Here is a 19,531-nt window from a genome sequence, read left to right as displayed (position 1 = left end):
GAACCTCTTTTACTGTTTCGATTGAATATTAGTGAAAATATCATTGTACTTTTTAAGAATAGCTGATTTATTTTGGATGACGTACTCAGAATCTTCAGTGGCGATATTGATTTCGGTCATTGATTTCATATTTTTATTGGTTTTAGCATTTTTTCGAATGGGTCTAATGGTTGTTTCAGTTCCTAGTTTATCCTGAATGTCTTGAGAAAGAAGGAAATCGATAAATTTTTTAGCGTTTTCCATGTGTTTGGCATTTTTGATAATAGCTGCGTTACCAGGCAAAAAGACGGTTCCTTCTTTTGGATAAATGACTTTTACATCAACGCCATCGTTTAAGAGTTTCAAGGCAGGATCTTCATAGGTAAGTCCTACAGCCATTTCTCCGTCAGCGACAGATTTGTAGACATTTGAAGAACTAGAAGCAATTTTACCGTCTACTAAGCTAAATAGATTTTTCACATATGTCCAAGCTTGCTCATTTTCATAGCCACCTTGATCCACAAGCATGTTTGTTAATTGAGCAAAGGCGCTAGAAGAATTACTTGGATCAGCAGTTGCGATTTTTCCTTTTAATTTAGGATTGAGTAGATCATTGTAGCCTTCAATTTTAATATCTTTTGTAAGAGCTGAATTGGCAATGATGACACTGACATCAAGTGTATAAGGCGTGTAGAATCCAGTTTTATTTTGATATTCAGGGATTATCTGGTCGTTCTCTTGAGAAATATAAGGTTCAAAAAGATTTTCGTTAGAAGAGAAGAGGGCGTAGGAGCCTCCGAAAATGACATCGGCTACAGGGGATTCTTTTTCAGCCTCAGCTTTTTTGAACAATTCACCAGTGCTGGCTTGTACTAAGTCAACCTTAATACCATATTTTTCTTCGAAGGCAGGGATTGTTTCTTCGATAAGGTCTTCAGGGTTAGGCGAGTAGATAACCAAAGTGTTATCTGAATCTTTTTCAGAGCTAGTTTCCGCTTCTGTTGTTGAAGAACATCCTGATAAAGTAAGAAATATCCATCCACAAGAGAGAAAGAATAGTAGTTTTTTCATAAGAGTCTCCTTTTTTACGAACGTTTTTACTCCACAGCTTGCTTAATGTTTATAATTTGCAGAGTTCTATAGGATATAATAAAAACCTTAAAGAAATCTAAAACGAGGAATATGAGTCAAAGGCGTTAGGGGAAAAAGATGGAAGAGATAAATAATCGATATAAGTTAATTTCAAGTGTTAGCTAATTTCTTATACTGCTAAATAAGCTGGATTTGCGATTCAGTCTTTCTTTCCATCCAAGCCCAAAAGAACATTTCTCGACTTTCAAATTCCCCCAAAAATGGTATAATAGGAGCATCACGAAAATTGGAGAGACAGCATGAGTTTTTACAATCATAAAGAAATCGAGCCTAAGTGGCAAAAGTACTGGGCTGACCATCACACTTTTAAGACAGGAACAGATGCTTCAAAACCGAAGTTTTATGCATTGGACATGTTCCCTTATCCATCTGGAGCAGGTCTGCACGTAGGGCACCCAGAAGGCTATACAGCGACAGATATTCTCAGTCGTTTCAAGCGTGCCCAAGGCTACAACGTCCTTCACCCAATGGGATGGGATGCCTTTGGTTTGCCTGCAGAGCAATATGCTATGGATACAGGGAATGACCCAGCAGAATTCACAGCGGAAAACATTGCCAACTTCAAACGCCAAATAAATGCGCTTGGATTCTCTTACGACTGGGACCGTGAAGTTAATACTACAGACCCAAACTACTACAAGTGGACGCAATGGATTTTTACTAAGCTTTACGAAAAAGGCTTGGCTTATGAAGCTGAAGTGCCAGTAAACTGGGTGGAAGAGTTGGGAACAGCTATCGCCAACGAAGAAGTCCTTCCTGACGGAACTTCTGAGCGTGGAGGTTATCCAGTTGTCCGCAAACCAATGCGCCAATGGATGCTTAAAATCACTGCTTATGCTGAGCGCCTGCTCAATGACTTGGATGACCTTGATTGGCCAGAGTCTATCAAGGACATGCAACGCAACTGGATTGGTAAATCAACTGGTGCCAATGTCACTTTCAAAGTCAAAGGGACTGACAAGGAATTCACCGTCTTTACCACTCGTCCTGACACCCTTTTTGGTGCTACCTTCACTGTTTTGGCGCCTGAGCATGAACTAGTAGATGCCATCGTAAGTGCGGAACAAGCTGAAGCTGTAGCAGACTACAAACACCAAGCAAGCCTCAAATCAGACTTGGCTCGTACAGACCTTGCCAAGGAAAAAACAGGAGTTTGGACGGGTGCTTATGCGATTAACCCTGTAAACGGCAAAGAAATCCCAATCTGGATTGCCGACTACGTTTTGTCTAGCTATGGTACAGGTGCTGTTATGGCTGTACCTGCCCACGACCAACGTGACTGGGAATTTGCCAAACAGTTTGGTCTTCCAATCGTAGAAGTGCTTGAAGGTGGAAACGTTGAAGAGGCTGCTTACACAGAAGATGGTCTTCACGTCAACTCTGACTTCTTGAACGGTCTTAACAAAGAAGATGCTATTGCCAAGATTGTGGCTTGGTTGGAAGAAAAAGGTTGTGGTCAAGAGAAGGTAACTTACCGTCTCCGCGACTGGCTCTTTAGCCGTCAACGTTACTGGGGTGAACCAATCCCAATCATCCATTGGGAAGATGGGACTTCAACAGCCGTTCCAGAAAGTGACCTCCCACTTGTCTTGCCGGTAACCAAGGACATCCGCCCTTCAGGTACTGGGGAAAGCCCACTAGCCAACTTGACAGACTGGCTGGAAGTGACTCGTGAAGATGGCGTCAAAGGTCGTCGCGAGACCAATACCATGCCACAATGGGCAGGTTCAAGTTGGTACTACCTCCGTTACATTGATCCACATAACACAGAGAAATTGGCCGATGAGGACCTCCTCAAACAATGGTTGCCAGTCGATATCTACGTGGGTGGTGCAGAACACGCTGTTCTTCACTTGCTTTACGCTCGTTTCTGGCACAAATTCCTCTATGATATCGGTGTTGTACCAACTAAAGAGCCGTTCCAAAAACTCTTTAACCAGGGAATGATCTTGGGAACAAGCTACCGTGACCATCGCGGTGCTCTTGTAGCGACTGACAAGGTTGAAAAACGTGACGGTTCCTTCTTCCATGTGGAAACAGGAGAAGAATTGGAGCAAGCACCAGCCAAGATGTCTAAATCCCTCAAGAATGTGGTGAACCCAGACGATGTGGTGGAACAATATGGTGCTGATACCCTTCGTGTCTATGAAATGTTCATGGGACCACTTGATGCTTCAATCGCTTGGTCAGAAGAAGGTCTGGAAGGAAGCCGTAAATTCCTTGACCGTGTGTACCGTTTGATTACAAGTAAAGAAATCGTTGCGGAAAATAATGGCGCTCTAGACAAGGTTTACAACGAAACCGTTAAGGCTGTCACAGAGCAAATCGAGTCCATGAAATTCAACACAGCCATTGCCCAACTTATGGTCTTTGTCAACGCTGCTAACAAGGAAGACAAACTCTATGTGGATTACGCCAAAGGCTTTATCCAATTGATTGCCCCATTTGCCCCTCACTTGGCAGAAGAACTCTGGCAAACAGTGGCAGCAACAGGCGAGTCTATCTCTTACGTAGCTTGGCCAACATGGGATGAAAGCAAATTGGTTGAAGACGAAATTGAAATCGTCGTTCAAATCAAAGGAAAAGTCCGTGCTAAACTCATGGTCGCTAAAGATCTTTCACGCGAAGAATTGCAAGAAGTTGCTCTCTCTGACGAAAAAGTCAAAGCAGAGATCGATGGTAAGGAAATCGTGAAAGTGATTAGTGTACCTAACAAGCTTGTAAATATTGTTGTGAAATAAATTTAAAAGTCCTTCAGAGCTAAGTTCTGGAGGATTTTTGTATTGCTATATGCTATAATAGTTCCAACTAAGATAAAAACACAGTTCTGGTTGGTAGTCCAGACGTAGGCAAGCCTATCAGTAACCTTCCTCCTTGGTTGTCCATTCTTAGGGATAGATTTAAGGAGGTGCTGTCGTGGAAACAATTTCAATTGGATTGACAGTTTATTTTGAAGATGGATTTTGGCATGGTTTGTTCGAACAAGTGTATCGAGAAACTTATCAAGTTTGTCGTGTGACATTTGGTAAGGAGCCAAAAGATGATGAAATTCTAGAGATTTTACAGACTCAGTTTACTCAATTATCTTTTAGTCCAGAAACTACAGTTAAGCAACATGTAAAAATCAAGAATCCTAAACGATTACAGCGAGCTGTGAAGAAACAAGTAAAGCAGAAAGTTTCTTCCAAGTCGAAAGAACTATTGCAGTTGCAGTATGAGGAAAGGAAAAAGATTTCAAAACATCAATCTAGTGTCCAAAAACAATTGCTCAAACAAGAGAAATTCGAACGCAAACAGCAAAAACGTAGAGAGAAGCACAAGGGGCATTAACTCACTCGTTTCCATATTTGATCAATCCTCCATAATCTGGAGGATTTTTTGTAGATTACCTGTGAGATGTGATATACTATTCACATCTTTAAACTTATAAGTGTGAGACAAGGAGAAAGCTATGCCAGTAAATGAATACGGTCAGATGATTGGTGAACCTGTAGATGATACACCTGGAGTTTTGCCTTCACTTGTACGGATAGAAGGGCGATATACGATTATAGAAGCTCTATCGGTGGAAAAGCACGCGAAAGATTTGTTAGCTGTTTATGGCCCAGATAGCCCTCGTGACATGTGGACCTATCTCTTTCAACCACCAGTAGAAAATCTCGAAGAATTAATCGTCGCTTTAAAGAAGATGATTGAGCGCAAGGATCGCTTCTATTATACGATTATCGATAAAGTGACTGGAAAGGCGTTGGGGACTTTTTCTCTCATGCGTATTGACCAAGCCAATCGCACCATTGAAGTTGGCGCGGTGACCTTTTCTCCAGCTCTCAAACAGACTAGGATGGGAACAGAAGCTCACTATTTGCTAGCCCGTTATGTCTTTGAAGAGCTCAATTATCGACGTTATGAGTGGAAGTGTGATGCCCTCAATCTTTCATCTAGAAAAGCAGCAGAACGTTTGGGCTTTGTCTATGAAGGAACCTTCCGCCAAGCTGTTATCTATAAAGGTCGCACCAGAGATACGGATTGGTTGTCCATGATCGATAAGGACTGGGCTCAAGTCAAAGCTCGCTTGGAAGCGTGGTTGCATCCTGAAAATTTTGATGAAAATGGGCAACAGTTGAAATCTCTTAGAGAATGTTAGAAAGGTTCTACTATGATAAAATTTACAAAAGAATCCTCTGTTTCAATTGATGACGTTTTACATCTCTATCAGGCAGTTGGTTGGACAAACTATACCAATCAGCCACAGATGTTAGAGCAGGCCTTGTCTCATTCGCTAACGACTTATCTTGCGCGTGATGGTGAGGAAATCGTTGGTTTAGTGCGTCTGGTTGGAGACGGTTTTTCATCGGTTTTTGTCCAGGATTTGATTGTTTTGCCTAGCTATCAGCGCCAAGGAATTGGTAGTAACTTGATGAAAGAAGCCTTAGCTGACTATAAGGATGCCTATCAAATACAACTAGCGACTGAACAAACAGAAAAAACCTTGGGTTTTTACCGTTCTCTGGGGTTTGAAACCTTATCTACTTATGATTGTACAGGAATGATTTGGGTGGATCGAAAAAAATTTAAATAATTTTTTTATCTTAAGTTAACTTTAAGTCTTCTCTTGTAACATATAGTTATTAAGTAAAGACCTCCTAACTTTATTTAATAGAAATCCTAAACTTTTCTTTTTCATAATAATCTCCCTAAAGAAGCCACCAAATCAGGTGGCTTTTTTATGTTCAAATGCAGAAGTTTTAAGGTAGAATTGACCACATAATCATCCATTTCGACCACATAGCACCAAACAATATTTTTTCTTTTTCCTTTTTGTTAAACTGAAGGTGTAAAAAGGAGGAAGGAAATATGATTTTACAAGCAAAAGGCCTCACTAAGAACTATGGAGACCATACAGCAGTAAAAGATATAAATTTAGAGTTTAAAAAAGGAAGTTTTAACGCAATCTTAGGACCTAATGGGGCTGGCAAATCGACCACGATTTCAATGTTAATCGGACTTAAACGAGCTACTAATGGTCAAATCATCTATGCGCCCAATACTAGGATTGGAGTTGTTTTTCAAGCAAGTGTATTGGATGAAAAGTTGACGGTCAAAGAAAACCTAGCCATTCGTGCCCAGCAGTATAAGGGAATTAAAGGTGGTCGTGTGGAAGATTTAATCAATCAACTAGGGTTGACTGCTTTTCAGAAACAACTTTATGGAACTTTATCAGGAGGACAGAAACGTCGAGTTGACATTGCTCGGGCTCTCCTATCCAATCCCGATATTTTATTTCTAGATGAGCCTACGACTGGACTAGATATTCAGACTCGCAAATCCATTTGGGATTTATTGTATCGTCTACAAAGAGATGAAGGGATGACTATTATCTTAACGACTCATTATCTGGATGAAGCAGATGAGGCAGATCAACTTTATATTATAGATCATGGAAAGGTTATTGCCCAAGGTTCTGCTACTGAGATTAAAAGTGAGTACGCTTCCAATCATTTAAAAATTTGTTTTAAAGATAACCAGGTGGAAAAATTCTTACCTAAAAATATGCCTGTGGAAAAGGAAAATGAGTTTGAGTATAGTCTTTATCCTAAGAGCCAATTGGAAGCTATTGATTATTTGACCCAAGTTCGTGAGAAGATTGCTAGCTTTGAATTTCGTCCAGGAACTATGGATGATGCCTTCATAGCCCTTACAGGAAGAGAGGTGCGCTAATGTTAGCCTTATTAAAACGTGATTTTTTGTTGTATTTTCGTAATCGTTCAGGAGTCTTTTTCTCATTACTGGGAGCTTTGATTTCCTTTCTACTCTATATCATTTTTTTGCAGAAAAATTTGATGGATGCCTGGTCCCAACTTCCTGATAATAAGAGCCTTTTAAATAACTGGTTGATGGGTGGAACCTTGGCTGTGACTGGGATTACAACCAGTTTTACAGCTTTGTCCCAGATGGTACAAGACCGTGAAAATCAAGTGGATCAGGATCTCTTTTTGACAGATTTAGGGAGCTGGGGCTTGCAACTGTCTTATCTTATTAGTAGCCTTATCATTTCCTTTGTTATGCAAGCCTTTATGCTTATTGTTATGAGCCTTTATTTTCAAGAAATTCCAGCTATGAGTAAGCTATTTGAAATAAGTTTAATCATGCTGCTAAGTAGTCTCCTTTCAACATTGGTAAATGTACTCTTGATTTATCATTTCCAGTCAGTAGATAGTCTGGGTAAATTGGCTACAATTGTAGGTACAGCATCAGGATTTTTAGTAGGAACTTATGTACCAATGGGAATTCTTCCTAACTTCGCTCAAGTTCTCATGAAGTGCACACCGGCTACCTATCTTGCTTCTCTCTATAGACAGGTCTTAATGAAGGAGCAATTAGAAACTACATTTATGGAGAATAGTAGCTTATTAGAAGAGTTTCAAGAAAAATTAGGAATCCGGCTTAACTGGCAGAACCTTTTAACAAAGGAAGAAACATACTTAATAGTGGTGAGTATCTGCCTCTTAACTTTTCTGCTTTGGCTGGTAGTAGTTAAAATCTCTAGCAAAAAAATAAAATTTATAGGTTAAGCTAACTTTAAGTCTTCTCTTGTATCATATAGTTATTAAGTAAAGACCTCCTAACTTTATTTAATAGAAATCCTAAACTTTTCTTTTTCATAATAATCTCCCTAAAGAAGCCACCAAATCAGGTGGCTTTTTTGTTTGTAGGCTGGATTTTTGCTATAATAGGAACATGAGTAGAATTTTAGATAATGAAATCATGGGTGATGAGGAGTTGGTAGAACGTACCCTCCGTCCCCAATATTTACGTGAATATATCGGTCAGGACAAGGTCAAAGATCAGCTTCAAATCTTTATCGAAGCAGCAAAAATGCGTGATGAGGCGCTGGACCATGTTCTTTTGTTTGGCCCTCCAGGTCTCGGGAAAACAACCATGGCTTTTGTCATTGCCAATGAATTGGGAGTCAATCTCAAGCAGACATCTGGCCCTGTTATTGAAAAAGCTGGTGATTTAGTTGCAATTTTGAATGATTTGGAGCCGGGAGATGTGCTTTTTATCGACGAGATTCATCGCTTGCCCATGTCAGTAGAAGAGGTCCTTTACAGTGCAATGGAAGATTTCTACATCGACATCATGATTGGTGCAGGGGAAGCTAGCCGTAGTGTCCATCTAGACTTGCCGCCTTTTACCTTGATTGGTGCGACAACACGAGCAGGGATGCTTTCAAATCCTCTTCGTGCCCGTTTTGGGATTACAGGTCACATGGAATATTACGAACATGCTGACTTGACAGAGATTGTCGAGCGGACGGCAGATATCTTTGAGATGGAAATCACTCATGAAGCTGCATCTGAGTTAGCTTTACGCAGTCGTGGAACTCCTCGTATCGCTAATCGTCTCCTCAAGCGCGTGCGTGACTTTGCGCAGATTATGGGGGATGGCTTGATTGATGATATCATTACGGATAAGGCCTTGACTATGCTGGATGTAGACCACGAAGGATTGGACTATGTGGACCAGAAAATTCTCCGCACCATGATTGAGATGTATGGTGGTGGTCCTGTCGGTCTAGGGACTCTTTCGGTCAATATTGCGGAAGAGCGTGAGACGGTAGAGGATATGTATGAACCTTACCTGATCCAGAAAGGCTTTATCATGCGAACTCGTTCAGGACGGGTCGCGACAGCCAAGGCTTATGAACATTTGGGGTATGAATATATTGAAAAATAAGGCTGAAATCTTAGATTCTTTCAGAGAAAATCCTGACATGATGTCCATTCTGACCATCATCCGAGACCTGAAGTTGAAAGATTCCTGGTTGGCAGCAGGTTCGGTTCGAAATTTTATCTGGAATCTCTTGTCAGATAAACCGGCCTTTGACCGTGAAACGGATGTGGACGTCATTTTCTATGACTCAGAGGTGAGTTATGAAGAAACGCTGGCAATAGAAAACAAATTGAGAAAGGACTTTCCCCAGTACCAATGGGAGCTGAAAAATCAAGTCTATATGCATCAGCATAGTCCTTATACGCCTCCATATGTGAATTCCTGTGATGCCATGAGTAAATATCCTGAACGCTGCACGGCGATAGGTCTTCGCTTGCACGCTGATGCAAGTTTAGAGCTCTTTGCCCCTTATGGCTTGGAGGATATTTTCAACTTTCAGGTTCGTCCGACTCCTCATTTCTTAGAGAATGAAGACCGGATGAAGCTCTATCAACAGCGTCTATCCAAGAAAAACTGGCGAGAAAAATGGAAAAATCTCACATTTAAACTAACTTAAGGAAACTTTAAGTTAGGAGCTGTATACTTGTCTCATAAGTTAAGAATACCTTAACTTAAACTCCTAAAACTTTTTCATAATAATCTCCCTATAAAAAAATTAAGTCGCCCAATCAGGCGGCTTTTTTTGTTGTGAACTTGAAATAAGGATAGTTATAAACAAGGGCAAACCCCAGCGAAATGTTGACAAAGGGGAAAGATTTCTCTAGTATAAGAAGTGAGCTAGAGATTTTCTGAGATTAGAGTAAATTGAAGTCCAGTGGTTTGAGAAAGAGATGTTGAACAATGACTAAAAGAATGAAAAACAATAGGAAACTAGTTAATCTAGGATTGTATCAAAACAAAATAGTCTATTATGACTTAAAAGAAAAGAGACTTTACTTTTCAATTCTAGAAAGAACCTCTAAGAATCAACACTACTACACTCTTGGACTTACATTACTCTCTCTCCCCATTATTAGATTGCTGAATGGTTTAACCATTTTTGATATCCCTACTATCAAATATTCTAGCGTCATTCTATGTTCCTGCCTTTCCTTGCTCATAGGAAAACTTGTAGTTGACTACTCTAACAAAGACTTGGACTTATATCCTGCATTGTTTACAGATATTGAGTACTCAGAGTTCTTAGAAATAGCAAAGAAAAATGGAACTCTTGCTTTTGTATTTAATATTATTAGTAGTGTCAGTTTGATAGGTTCCTTGATAGTTTACCTGGTCTATGCAAAGTTTTTAGGATTGCTGATTTATTCTGTTCTCTTGTTCATTCTCTACATCTGTGTGGTCAATAATGTACATAGACGGAATAAATTTATTAAAAAACTAAACTAGTGAAAATCTTCCATATGATTGATTGTGGAAGGTGTAAGGATATAGGAAGGTCTCGTGGAGTACTATGAATAAAATTTTTAAAAAAGATTGGAGAAAATATGAGTAACAAAGTGTCAATTATGCAAGAGATGTTTAAAAAAGAGGGGTCAGATGAACTGGTTCCTGCAGTAACCATTATCTTAGATGGTCACATTAGAAATATCATCGATGCTCTTTCAGAACAGAATGGCTATGAAGGCTATCCAGAAGCTATATCAGAAATTCTTTTCAAAGGAATAGAAAGTATGATTAAAAAATAAATCCGGGAAAGCAAATACAAGAAAAAGAGAGCGAAAACCGCTCTCTTTTTATGATATAATAGCCCTATGAGATTAGATAAATTTTTAGTAGCCTGCGCTGTCGGGAGTCGGACTGAGGTCAAAAACTTTCTAAAAACTGGGCGCGTGACGGTCAATGGCAAGAAAGAAAAATCTGCCAAGCTACAAATCAATGAAGATACGGACGAGATCTGTTTTGACGGTAAAAAATTAGAGTACGAAGAGTTTGTCTACTATATGATGAACAAACCTCAAGGAGTTATCTCAGCGACTGAAGATCCTAAACACAAGACTGTTTTGGATTTGTTGGATGACTTGGCTCGTTCAAAGGAAGTTTTCCCAGTGGGACGTTTGGACATCGATACGCACGGACTCTTACTCTTGACCAATGATGGCAAGCTAGCTCATGCTCTTATTTCTCCTAAACGCCATGTGGATAAGACCTATCTGGCTCAGGTCAAGGGAATCATGACGAATGAAGACATTGAGACATTTGCACAAGGGATTCCGCTCAAAGACTTTATCTGCCAACCTGCTAAGCTGGAGCTTGTGTCGATTGATACGGAAAAGGATCAAAGCCTGGTCCGAGTGACCATTGCAGAAGGAAAATTCCACCAGGTCAAGCGTATGGTGGCTTACTGTGGCAAGGAAGTTGTGGACTTGCAACGTCTGACCATGGGAACGTTGACCTTGGATGAGGATTTGAAACGTGGAGAATGGCGTCGCTTAAGCAAGGAAGAACTAGAAGGCTTGCTTGAAAGTGTTCAATAAACTGGATAATCGGAAAAGGTAGGGAAAATGTCCCTGCCTTTTTCAGTTTTTGGTTGCTTCCTTTGTGAAAAGAGTTATAATAGACAGTAAGAAAAAAGGAGGATTTTATGAACGCGATTCAAGAATCATTTACAGATAAATTATTTGCTAACTATGAAGCAAATGTAAAATACCAAGCTATCGAAAATGCTGCTAGCCATAACGGTATTTTTGCAGCCCTAGAGCGTCGTCAAAGCCATGTCGACAACACACCAGTTTTCTCACTTGATTTGACAAAGGATAAGGTTACTAACCAGAAAGCTTCTGGTAGATGCTGGATGTTTGCGGCTCTCAACACTTTCCGCCACAAACTCATCTCTCAATACAAACTTGAAAACTTTGAATTGTCACAAGCCCACACCTTCTTCTGGGACAAGTATGAAAAATCTAACTGGTTCTTGGAGCAAGTGATTGCAACTGCTGATCAAGAATTGACGAGCCGCAAGGTTAGCTTCCTTCTTCAAACACCTCAACAAGATGGTGGACAATGGGATATGGTAGTAGCTCTTTTTGAAAAATATGGTGTCGTACCTAAATCAGTGTATCCTGAATCTATCTCATCTAGCAGTAGCCGTGAGCTCAATGCAATCCTTAACAAATTGCTTCGTCAAGATGCTCAAATCTTGCGAGATCTATTAGCTTCAGGTGCGGATCAAGCGACTGTTCAGACTAAGAAAGAAGATCTCTTGCAAGAAATCTTTAACTTCCTTGCAATGTCACTAGGCCTCCCACCGCGTAAATTTGACTTTGCTTATCGTGATAAAGACAATAACTACCAAAGCGAAAAAGGAATCACGCCACAAGAGTTTTACAAGAAATATGTCGATCTTCCACTAGAAGACTACGTTTCTGTGATCAATGCTCCAACTGCTGATAAACCATACGGTAAATCATACACAGTTGAAATGTTGGGAAATGTCGTTGGTAGCCGTGCAGTTCGTTACATTAACGTACCGATGGAGCGCTTGAAAGAATTAGCGATTGCTCAAATGCAAACAGGTGAAACTGTTTGGTTTGGTTCAGATGTCGGTCAGCTCAGCAACCGTAAAGCAGGAATCCTTGCGACAGATGTTTATGACTTTGAATCAAGCATGGACATTAAACTCACTCAAGACAAGGCTGGACGTTTGGATTACAGCGAAAGCTTGATGACTCACGCCATGGTCTTGACAGGTGTTGATGTGGACGAAAACGGTAAATCAGTCAAGTGGAAAGTTGAAAACTCATGGGGAGACAAGGTTGGTACCGATGGTTACTTTGTTGCTTCAGATGCTTGGATGGACGAATACACTTACCAAATTGTTGTTCGTAAGGAATTACTAACAGCAGAAGAACGAGCTGCTTACGAAGCAGAACCAATCGTCCTTGCACCATGGGATCCAATGGGTGCCTTGGCAGAATAAATGAGATATAAAAAGAATGTTTCTATAATTTTTAGGGTTGGTGGAAATTTTCCACCAACCCTATTTTAGTGTATACAAAAAGGCCAACATCCATTATATTAAAAGCGCCTAAACCTAAAACAAAAGAATGATGACCATATGAACAATATACTAGAAGCTACACTACAAATCAAAGATAAAAACATTATTTGGGATAATAATGTTCAAGAGAAGATATTAAAAAATAGAAAATCTTTATTTTATTCAGCTACATATACGCATAAACCAGAATTTTGTGCCGTTTGTGGGTGCGTTAGCCAAAATAACAATATAGTTAAAAACGGGACGAAAACTTCTCGTATCACTCTCTGTTCTGTTTCAGGCCTTCCAGCCTACTTAAATCTACGAAATCAGAGATTTCTCTGTAGAGAATGTGGTTCTTCATTTACTGCAGATACTAGTCGAATTGTAGAAAAATACTGTCATATCTCGAAACGATTAAAAAATGAAATTAAGGCAAAAATAAGTGAAACAGTATCTGAAACATATATTGCCAAAGAAACAAATGTTTCAATTCATACCGTTAGACGTATCATAGATGATACAGCACGATTATTAACGATTAAACCATTACATGATTTACCCGAGCATTTGTGTTTTGATGAATTTAAATCTGTTAAATCTTCCGATAGTAATATGAGCTTCATTATTTGTGATAGCACTACACACAAGTTGGTCGATGTTGTACGAGATAGAAAATCTTACAGTTTGAAACAATATTTTTATCGTTTTGAGCCTAAGACTAGATTAAAGGTGAAAACTATCTCCATCGATATGTACTTGCCATACATTCAATTAATAAAAGAAATGTTTCTTAACGCAAAAATTATCATTGATCCTTTTCACATTGTACAAGCCTTGAATAGAGAACTAAATCGAACTCGGGTACGTATCATGAATCAGCATCGTTATAAAAATCCTAAATTATATCGAAAGTTAAAACATTATTGGAAGTTAATTTTAAAGAACCCTAATGAACTTCAGAACTATAAATATAATCGTTATAAGCTTTTTGAAAGCTTCATAACAAGTAAAGGAATCGTAGATTATATCTTAGAAAACAATCCATCTCTAAAAAATGATTATGAGGTTGTACATTCACCTCGTGAATGTATACAGGATAGAGATTATATAGAATTCAAGGAAACGATTGAAGCAGCTACGCAATTAGACCTATCTCCTGGTTTAAAAAGAGTATTAAAGACTCTTATGACTTACTTGCCATATATTCAAAATACTTGTGAGTATCCAACTAGAACAAATGGCCCTATTGAAGGAATAAACAATAAAATAAAAGTGCTTAAAAGAAATGCCTACGGCTTTAGAAACTATTACTATTTTAGAAATAGGATTATTTTAATAACAAAAATGTTTGGCCCAAAACAAAAAGGAATTAAGCAACAATTAGTTGCTTAATCCCTTCCTAAATTTCTTCATCAACACTATTTGACAAAGAGCCCTTTTTTAGTGCTCAAAATAGCACTCAATTTTAAATGGATTTGGTGTTCAAAAAATATAATCAAATGCAACAAACTAATTTCATTTTTAATAGGCACAATTAATTTTAGAAGATAGTACGAAAAAATATTGACTGTTTTCTTTAGAATGTGTAAAATTTAGATAGATTATTTAAAGTGAGGTTTTTTTATCTTGTCTATATTAAAGAAGAAATTTAATAAGTTTAGTGTTCTATTGAATCTGGTATTAATAGCTATTATAGCTATTGGAGTGCTATTTTTCTTACCTAAGGAACATAAATCAGAAGTCAAATCGTCAATTAATATCGAAAGTATTGAAAAAGTGAATGAAGTTGTATTTTTGAATGCGGGAATTAATGAAATTATTTCTGAAACAAAAACAACTCAAGTTTTTGGGTTTGATGTGCCGTTCTCTAAAAAAGCAGCATTAGTAATTTTAAATTATAACGCTAAATTTGGAATTAAAAGTAGTGTAAAGGTTGAACAAATAAGCGAAAAAGAATATAAGGTTATTGTTCCAAAATTGGAAGTAATTGGTGTTGAACTTTCAAAAGATGATCCTTATGATTTATATGATAGTCATGGAGAGTTATTAAGTGGGACTACAGAAGATGTTGATACTGGGAAATTGGTCACAAACCAACTTTCTAGTGATAAACAAGCAGAGTATTTAGATAAATTTAAGAGTGAAATTAAAGAATCTGCAATCAATTATTATAAAACAATATTTTCTTCAATGGATTCTGAAGTAAAAGTAACTATAGAATTTACAGAATAATTTTTGAAATACAAAACCCTGACCATCTCTGGTCAGCGTTTTGTGTGGTTCTATAATTTTTAGGGTTGATGGAAATTTTCCACCAACTCTATTTTAGTGTATACAAAAAGGCCAACATCCATTAAATCAAAGATGCACACAATGAAGGTGTTACATTCCATTTCTTAGAGAATATTAAAGAAGTATTGCGTGATGAGAGTGGGAAAGTAACTGGTGTAAAGGTTATTACAATGGAACTTGGTGAATCAGATGAAAGTGGAAGAAGATTAACGCATGAAGTGGCAGGTAGTGAACATATTATTCCATGTGATCTTGTCGTTGCAGCAATTGAACAAAAGTAGACTTTAGTGTTCTAGATGAAAGGTAAAAATTTGACTTTCGGTCAACATCAGAATACAATAGAAATAAATAATAACAGGTGATGCATATTTAGGTCCTCAATCTATCGCAACCGCAATTAAAGACGGGCGAGAAGTTGCGACAGAAGTACATGAATCGTTTAAAGAAAACATATAAATAACTTGTGGTGCCTTTCGTTTTTTACTGGGAAAATTAAGGAACTATAGTTATAAATACTTAAAGATATTAATATATTAACATGCGTATATTTATAGGAAGATTAAATAGAAATATTTGATATTAGCAAGAATATCTACATCTTATAACATATAGGTATTAATATATTCATAAAATATTAGGAGGAGAAATAATGAACAAGAAACTATTATCAGGCTTATGTGCAGCAGTACTCTTATCAGGTTTAGTAGGATGCGGACCTAAGGAGTCAAAACAAAATACCACAACAAGTACTTCTACAATAGAAACAAAAAATACCACAACAAATAACTCTGAAGTAACAGAGAAGAACTTCAAAGACTTCCCGGATACAGATGAAAAGTACTTCACATATGAAGAGTGGCAAGAAGGATACGCAATCTATAGTTGTACTTCTGACGACAAGGTTGTTCGTGTACCAAAAACCATTAATGGTAAACCTGTTATAGCGATTGCACAGCGTGGTATGGCAAATCTTGAAAAATGTGAAGCAATCGTCTTACCAGATACAGTAAGATATGTTGGAGAGTCATCTTTTGGTCAAGATAAAGCATTGAAGTACATTTATTTAGGAACATCATTAGAAACTGTTGATGATCACGCATTTTTAGGAGCAAGTTCTCTAGAGTCTGTTGTATTTCCAGAAGGAACAAAATCAATTGGTCAATTGGTATTTTCAGACACACCATCAATCAAATCGATCACAATACCTGAAAGTGTAATTGAAATAACAGACTTATTTTACTTCCCAGAAAATTCAAATAAGAATGTAGAAATCCATACACCTAAGGGATCAAAGGCAGAAGAGGCTGCCAATAGTTTAGGACTCAAAGTAGTAAATGACTAAAGGGGAATAGTATGAACAAGAAACTACTATCAGGCTTAGGGACTGACCCCAAAAAGTGAGAATTTAATAAAAACACCCTAGGGCTACCGTCTTCGGTATTCAACCGGAGACAGGTAGTCCAATTTTTGTTGGATTCTTTTTTCATTAGGTTCTTCATCAACACTATTTGACAAAGAGCCAAAAGAATCAGGTGATAAACCTGATTCTTTTTTGTTTGTATATTCTCACCGAGATTACATGATACCGAAGTAACGAGCTGCGATACCAACTGCAAAGAGTGCAAGGATGATTGTGATTGGAGATACTTTTTTCTTAAGCAACCACATGCAAAGGAAAGTAAGGAGAAGTCCCATCAATCCTGGGATCAATGAGTTCAACTGACCTTGAAGCGTTTGTGGTTGAACGCTATCCAAACTCAAACCACTAAGTGCTTGACCAAGAATACCCTTCAATTCTCCACCTGTAACAGCGCCTTCTGGGAAGTTGATGTAAGCACCTTCTGCCAATTGTTTACCTGGAAGATTGACAGTGAAGTTGATAGAAACCCAACGTTGTACAAGAACGGCAAGGATGAACATACCAAGGATAGAAGCTCCTTTAGTGATGTCTTTCAAGATACCACCTGACATGTCTTTAGTGATTTCAGATCCAGCCTTGTAACCAAACTCTTGTGTGTACCAAAGGAAAGACATACGGATTGCATTCCATCCAAAGAAGAAGAGAAGCGGGCCAACGATGTTACCAGTTGCAGCAAGTGAAGCACCAAGGGCACCAAGGATTGGACGAACTGTAAACCAGAAGACTGGGTCACCGATACCAGCAAGAGGTCCCATCATACCAATCTTAACACCTTGGATAGCAGCGTCATCGATTTCAGTACCGTTAGCGCGTTCTTCTTCAAGTGCAAGAGTAACCCCCATGATTGGAGCAGCTACGTATGGGTGAGTGTTGAAGAATTCAAGGTGACGCTCAAGAGCAGCTGCTTGGTCTTCTTTTTTAGTGTAAAGTTTCTTGATAGCTGGGATCAAAGAGTAAGCCCAACCCAAGTTTTGCATACGTTCGTAGTTCCAAGAACCTTGAAGGAATTGTGAACGCCACCAAACTTTTTGGCGATCTGATTTTGATAATTGAATTTTTTCAGCCATGATTGTTCCCCTTTCTAGTAGTCTTCTAGGATATCACCGATTGGATCGTTAGAAGTTGCAGCTCCTCCGCCGGCGTTTCCACCTTGTTTAGAAAGGTTGAGGTAGATGAAGGCAAGGGCAACACCGATGACACCAAGGGCAATCAAAGTCAATTGAGAAATTGCTGCAAGAGCAAAACCGATAGCAAAGAATGGCCATACTTCACGAGTAGCCATCATGTTGATAACCAAAGCGTAACCAACGGCAACGACCATGGCACCACCGACAGCCATACCACCGTTCAACCAGTCTGGCATCAATTTAAGAGCATCTTGAACAGCAGAAGCTGGGATAGCAATAAGGAAGGCTGCAGGAACAGCGATACGAAGACCTTGAAGAATAAGGGCAAAGTAGTGAGCGCGTTCAACAGCTGCAATGTTTCCTTCTTTAGCAGCAGCATCTGCAGTGTGAACCAAACCAACTGAGATTGTACGAACGATCATTGTCAAGAAAAGTCCAGCTACGGCAAGAGGGATTGCAGTTGCAGTTGCGACTGCGATACCTTCAGTAGTAAAGTTACCACCTTTAATCATGATAATTGCAGCAGCAACAGAAGCAAGAGCAGCGTCAGGAGCTACGGCTGCTCCGATGTTAGCCCAACCAAGGGCAATCATTTGAAGTGATCCACCAAGCATAACCCCTGCTTCGAGGTTACCAGTTACAAGACCGATGAGGGTACATGCTACGATTGGTTGATGGAATTGGAATTGGTCGAGGATACCTTCAAGACCTGCGAAGAAGGCAACAACTACAACCAAGATAGCAGAAATGATTGAAATATCTGACATGGTTTTATTCCTTTTCTATTTAATGTTAATTATTGAACGTTAGCTTTGCTAATCAAGTCAAACAAATCTTTTTTCGTGTCGTTTGGTACTTTACGTACGTCAAATTCAACACCAAGGTCACGCATTTTTTCAAATGTAGCAACGTCGTCTTTGTCCATTGACAATACGTTGTTGATCATTGTTTTACCAGTTGAGTGAGCCATTGAACCAACGTTAAGAGTCTTGATTGGTACACCGCCTTCGATAGCACGAAGGGCATCTTGAGGTGTTTCAAACAAGATAAGGGCGTGTGTGTTACCAAAACGAGGGTCTTTTGCAACCTCAATCAATTTTTTGATTGGCACAACGTTAGCTTTTACTCCGTTAGGAGCAGCTTGTTTGATCAACTCTTTACGCAATTCGTCGTTTGCAACGTTATCTGAAGCAACGATGATACGGTCTGCTTTTGAATCTGGTGTCCAAGCAGTTGCGACTTGTCCGTGAAGGAGACGTGTGTCAAGACGTGCAAGATTGATTTTCAATTTACCGTCTCCGATAACTGTTCCTTCTGGAATAGCAGCTTGGGCTACAGGAGCAGTTGCAGCAACTGCAACTTCCTCAGCTGGGTTTAGCTCTTCTGGAAGAGCCTTGATGCCATCTTTGGCTTCTTTAATGATGTTCGCAGCAACTTTAGCCACTCCGGCATTAGCGTCCATCAGGCGTTCGGTGTAGGCTTGGATCAACATCGGCAAGTTAAGTCCTGTGATGATGGCAAATTTACGCTCAGGATTTTCTCCCATTACGCGGCTAGCTTGGTTAAATGGAGAACCACTCCAAAGGTCAGCCAAGACTAGAACCTCATCTTCTGCGTCAAATGCAGCTACAGCATTGTTGAATTTTGCGTATAAATCATCTGGACCTTCGTTTGGCATAAAGGTTACAACTTGAACCTTTTCTTGTTCACCAAAGATCATAGATCCTGACTGATGAATACCCGCGGCAAATTCACCGTGACTCGCAATAATGATTCCGATACTCATTATTGTCATTCCTCCTTATAAAATGTTTGACTTGTAGTTTAAGAAAACTTTAAGACTCTTTA

At 39.0% G+C, this 19,531-nt stretch carries 21 protein-coding genes; 16 read left to right on the top strand and 5 right to left on the bottom strand.

All coding sequences use genetic code 11. The features are described from left to right. Positions 1-9: 9 nt before the first annotated feature. The gene (locus QM857_RS04435; protein ID WP_254730035.1) at positions 10-1,050 is read right to left on the bottom strand and encodes an ABC transporter substrate-binding protein; all 1,041 of its coding nucleotides are present in this window, start codon (positions 1,048-1,050) and stop codon (positions 10-12) included. Positions 1,051-1,370: 320 nt separating this feature from the next. On the opposite strand from QM857_RS04435, the gene leuS reads away from it, so the two are divergent. From leuS to QM857_RS04355, 16 genes are all read left to right on the top strand, one after another. After that, entirely contained in the window at positions 1,371-3,872 is a 2,502-nt protein-coding gene (leuS, locus tag QM857_RS04430) for a leucine--tRNA ligase (protein ID WP_414275189.1), read from the top strand. Between the two features lie 175 nt (positions 3,873-4,047). Continuing rightward, positions 4,048-4,461 carry a YjdF family protein gene (locus tag QM857_RS04425; RefSeq protein WP_195183384.1) on the top strand — a complete coding sequence of 138 codons (414 nt, stop codon included), beginning with the start codon at positions 4,048-4,050 and terminating at the stop codon, positions 4,459-4,461. A gap of 121 nt (positions 4,462-4,582) precedes the next feature. Continuing rightward, positions 4,583-5,275 carry a GNAT family N-acetyltransferase gene (locus tag QM857_RS04420; protein WP_195183383.1) on the top strand — a complete coding sequence of 231 codons (693 nt, stop codon included), beginning with the start codon at positions 4,583-4,585 and terminating at the stop codon, positions 5,273-5,275. Between the two features lie 12 nt (positions 5,276-5,287). After that, positions 5,288-5,710: a GNAT family N-acetyltransferase gene (locus QM857_RS04415; RefSeq protein WP_049496978.1), complete on the top strand. Its 423-nt coding sequence runs from the start codon at positions 5,288-5,290 to the stop codon at positions 5,708-5,710. Between the two features lie 275 nt (positions 5,711-5,985). After that, entirely contained in the window at positions 5,986-6,849 is an 864-nt protein-coding gene (locus QM857_RS04410; protein WP_414275188.1) for an ABC transporter ATP-binding protein, read from the top strand. Continuing rightward, positions 6,849-7,703: an ABC transporter permease gene (locus QM857_RS04405; RefSeq protein WP_414275187.1), complete on the top strand. Its 855-nt coding sequence runs from the start codon at positions 6,849-6,851 to the stop codon at positions 7,701-7,703. The genes QM857_RS04410 and QM857_RS04405 overlap by 1 nt, the downstream gene beginning before the upstream one ends. 166 nt (positions 7,704-7,869) lie before the next feature. Continuing rightward, positions 7,870-8,868, top strand: coding sequence for a Holliday junction branch migration DNA helicase RuvB (gene ruvB, locus QM857_RS04400; RefSeq protein ID WP_414275186.1), 999 nt, complete (start codon positions 7,870-7,872; stop codon positions 8,866-8,868). After that, the gene (locus QM857_RS04395; protein ID WP_414275185.1) at positions 8,849-9,421 is read left to right on the top strand and encodes a nucleotidyltransferase family protein; all 573 of its coding nucleotides are present in this window, start codon (positions 8,849-8,851) and stop codon (positions 9,419-9,421) included. Before ruvB ends, QM857_RS04395 begins: the two co-directional genes overlap by 20 nt. Positions 9,422-9,705: 284 nt before the next feature. Further along, positions 9,706-10,251 (top strand): hypothetical protein, encoded by a 546-nt coding sequence (locus QM857_RS04390; protein WP_414275184.1) that lies wholly within the window; start codon positions 9,706-9,708, stop codon positions 10,249-10,251. A 98-nt stretch (positions 10,252-10,349) separates the two neighbouring features. Further along, positions 10,350-10,550, top strand: a complete 201-nt coding sequence (locus tag QM857_RS04385) for a hypothetical protein (protein WP_414275183.1) — start codon at positions 10,350-10,352, stop codon at positions 10,548-10,550. 66 nt (positions 10,551-10,616) lie between these two features. After that, positions 10,617-11,339: a pseudouridine synthase gene (locus tag QM857_RS04380; protein WP_414275182.1), complete on the top strand. Its 723-nt coding sequence runs from the start codon at positions 10,617-10,619 to the stop codon at positions 11,337-11,339. A 107-nt stretch (positions 11,340-11,446) separates the two neighbouring features. Then, the gene (gene pepC / locus QM857_RS04375) at positions 11,447-12,781 is read left to right on the top strand and encodes a C1 family peptidase (protein ID WP_247922054.1); all 1,335 of its coding nucleotides are present in this window, start codon (positions 11,447-11,449) and stop codon (positions 12,779-12,781) included. A gap of 138 nt (positions 12,782-12,919) precedes the next feature. After that, positions 12,920-14,236, top strand: a complete 1,317-nt coding sequence (locus tag QM857_RS04370) for an ISL3 family transposase (protein WP_247922053.1) — start codon at positions 12,920-12,922, stop codon at positions 14,234-14,236. A 234-nt stretch (positions 14,237-14,470) separates the two neighbouring features. After that, on the top strand, positions 14,471-15,076 hold the full coding sequence (locus QM857_RS04365) for a DUF4230 domain-containing protein (protein ID WP_004250641.1): 606 nt from the start codon (positions 14,471-14,473) through the stop codon (positions 15,074-15,076). A 185-nt stretch (positions 15,077-15,261) separates the two neighbouring features. Further along, on the top strand, positions 15,262-15,417 hold the full coding sequence (locus tag QM857_RS04360; RefSeq protein ID WP_414275181.1) for a hypothetical protein: 156 nt from the start codon (positions 15,262-15,264) through the stop codon (positions 15,415-15,417). 368 nt (positions 15,418-15,785) lie between these two features. Beyond that, positions 15,786-16,478 carry a leucine-rich repeat domain-containing protein gene (locus QM857_RS04355; protein ID WP_004250645.1) on the top strand — a complete coding sequence of 231 codons (693 nt, stop codon included), beginning with the start codon at positions 15,786-15,788 and terminating at the stop codon, positions 16,476-16,478. Positions 16,479-16,561: 83 nt separating this feature from the next. Here the strand turns inward: QM857_RS04355 and QM857_RS04350 are convergent, their stop codons facing one another. From QM857_RS04350 to QM857_RS04335, 4 genes are read right to left on the bottom strand one after another with little or no spacing between them, the layout of a single operon-like run. Further along, positions 16,562-16,651 carry an IS3 family transposase gene (locus QM857_RS04350; RefSeq protein ID WP_367400507.1) on the bottom strand — a complete coding sequence of 30 codons (90 nt, stop codon included), beginning with the start codon at positions 16,649-16,651 and terminating at the stop codon, positions 16,562-16,564. A gap of 60 nt (positions 16,652-16,711) precedes the next feature. Beyond that, the gene (locus QM857_RS04345) at positions 16,712-17,623 is read right to left on the bottom strand and encodes a PTS system mannose/fructose/sorbose family transporter subunit IID (RefSeq protein WP_178894511.1); all 912 of its coding nucleotides are present in this window, start codon (positions 17,621-17,623) and stop codon (positions 16,712-16,714) included. A gap of 14 nt (positions 17,624-17,637) precedes the next feature. Next, positions 17,638-18,450, bottom strand: coding sequence for a PTS mannose/fructose/sorbose transporter subunit IIC (locus QM857_RS04340; RefSeq protein WP_414275180.1), 813 nt, complete (start codon positions 18,448-18,450; stop codon positions 17,638-17,640). A gap of 29 nt (positions 18,451-18,479) precedes the next feature. Next, positions 18,480-19,469: a PTS sugar transporter subunit IIB gene (locus QM857_RS04335; RefSeq protein WP_414275279.1), complete on the bottom strand. Its 990-nt coding sequence runs from the start codon at positions 19,467-19,469 to the stop codon at positions 18,480-18,482. Positions 19,470-19,531 lie beyond the last annotated feature (62 nt).

Source organism: Streptococcus infantis (assembly GCF_047463315.1).
In the GTDB taxonomy this organism is placed as follows: Bacteria; Bacillota; Bacilli; order Lactobacillales; family Streptococcaceae; genus Streptococcus; species Streptococcus infantis_AB.
Note: the sequence above shows the minus strand (reverse complement) of the source record. Positions and strands in the feature narration are given on the sequence as shown.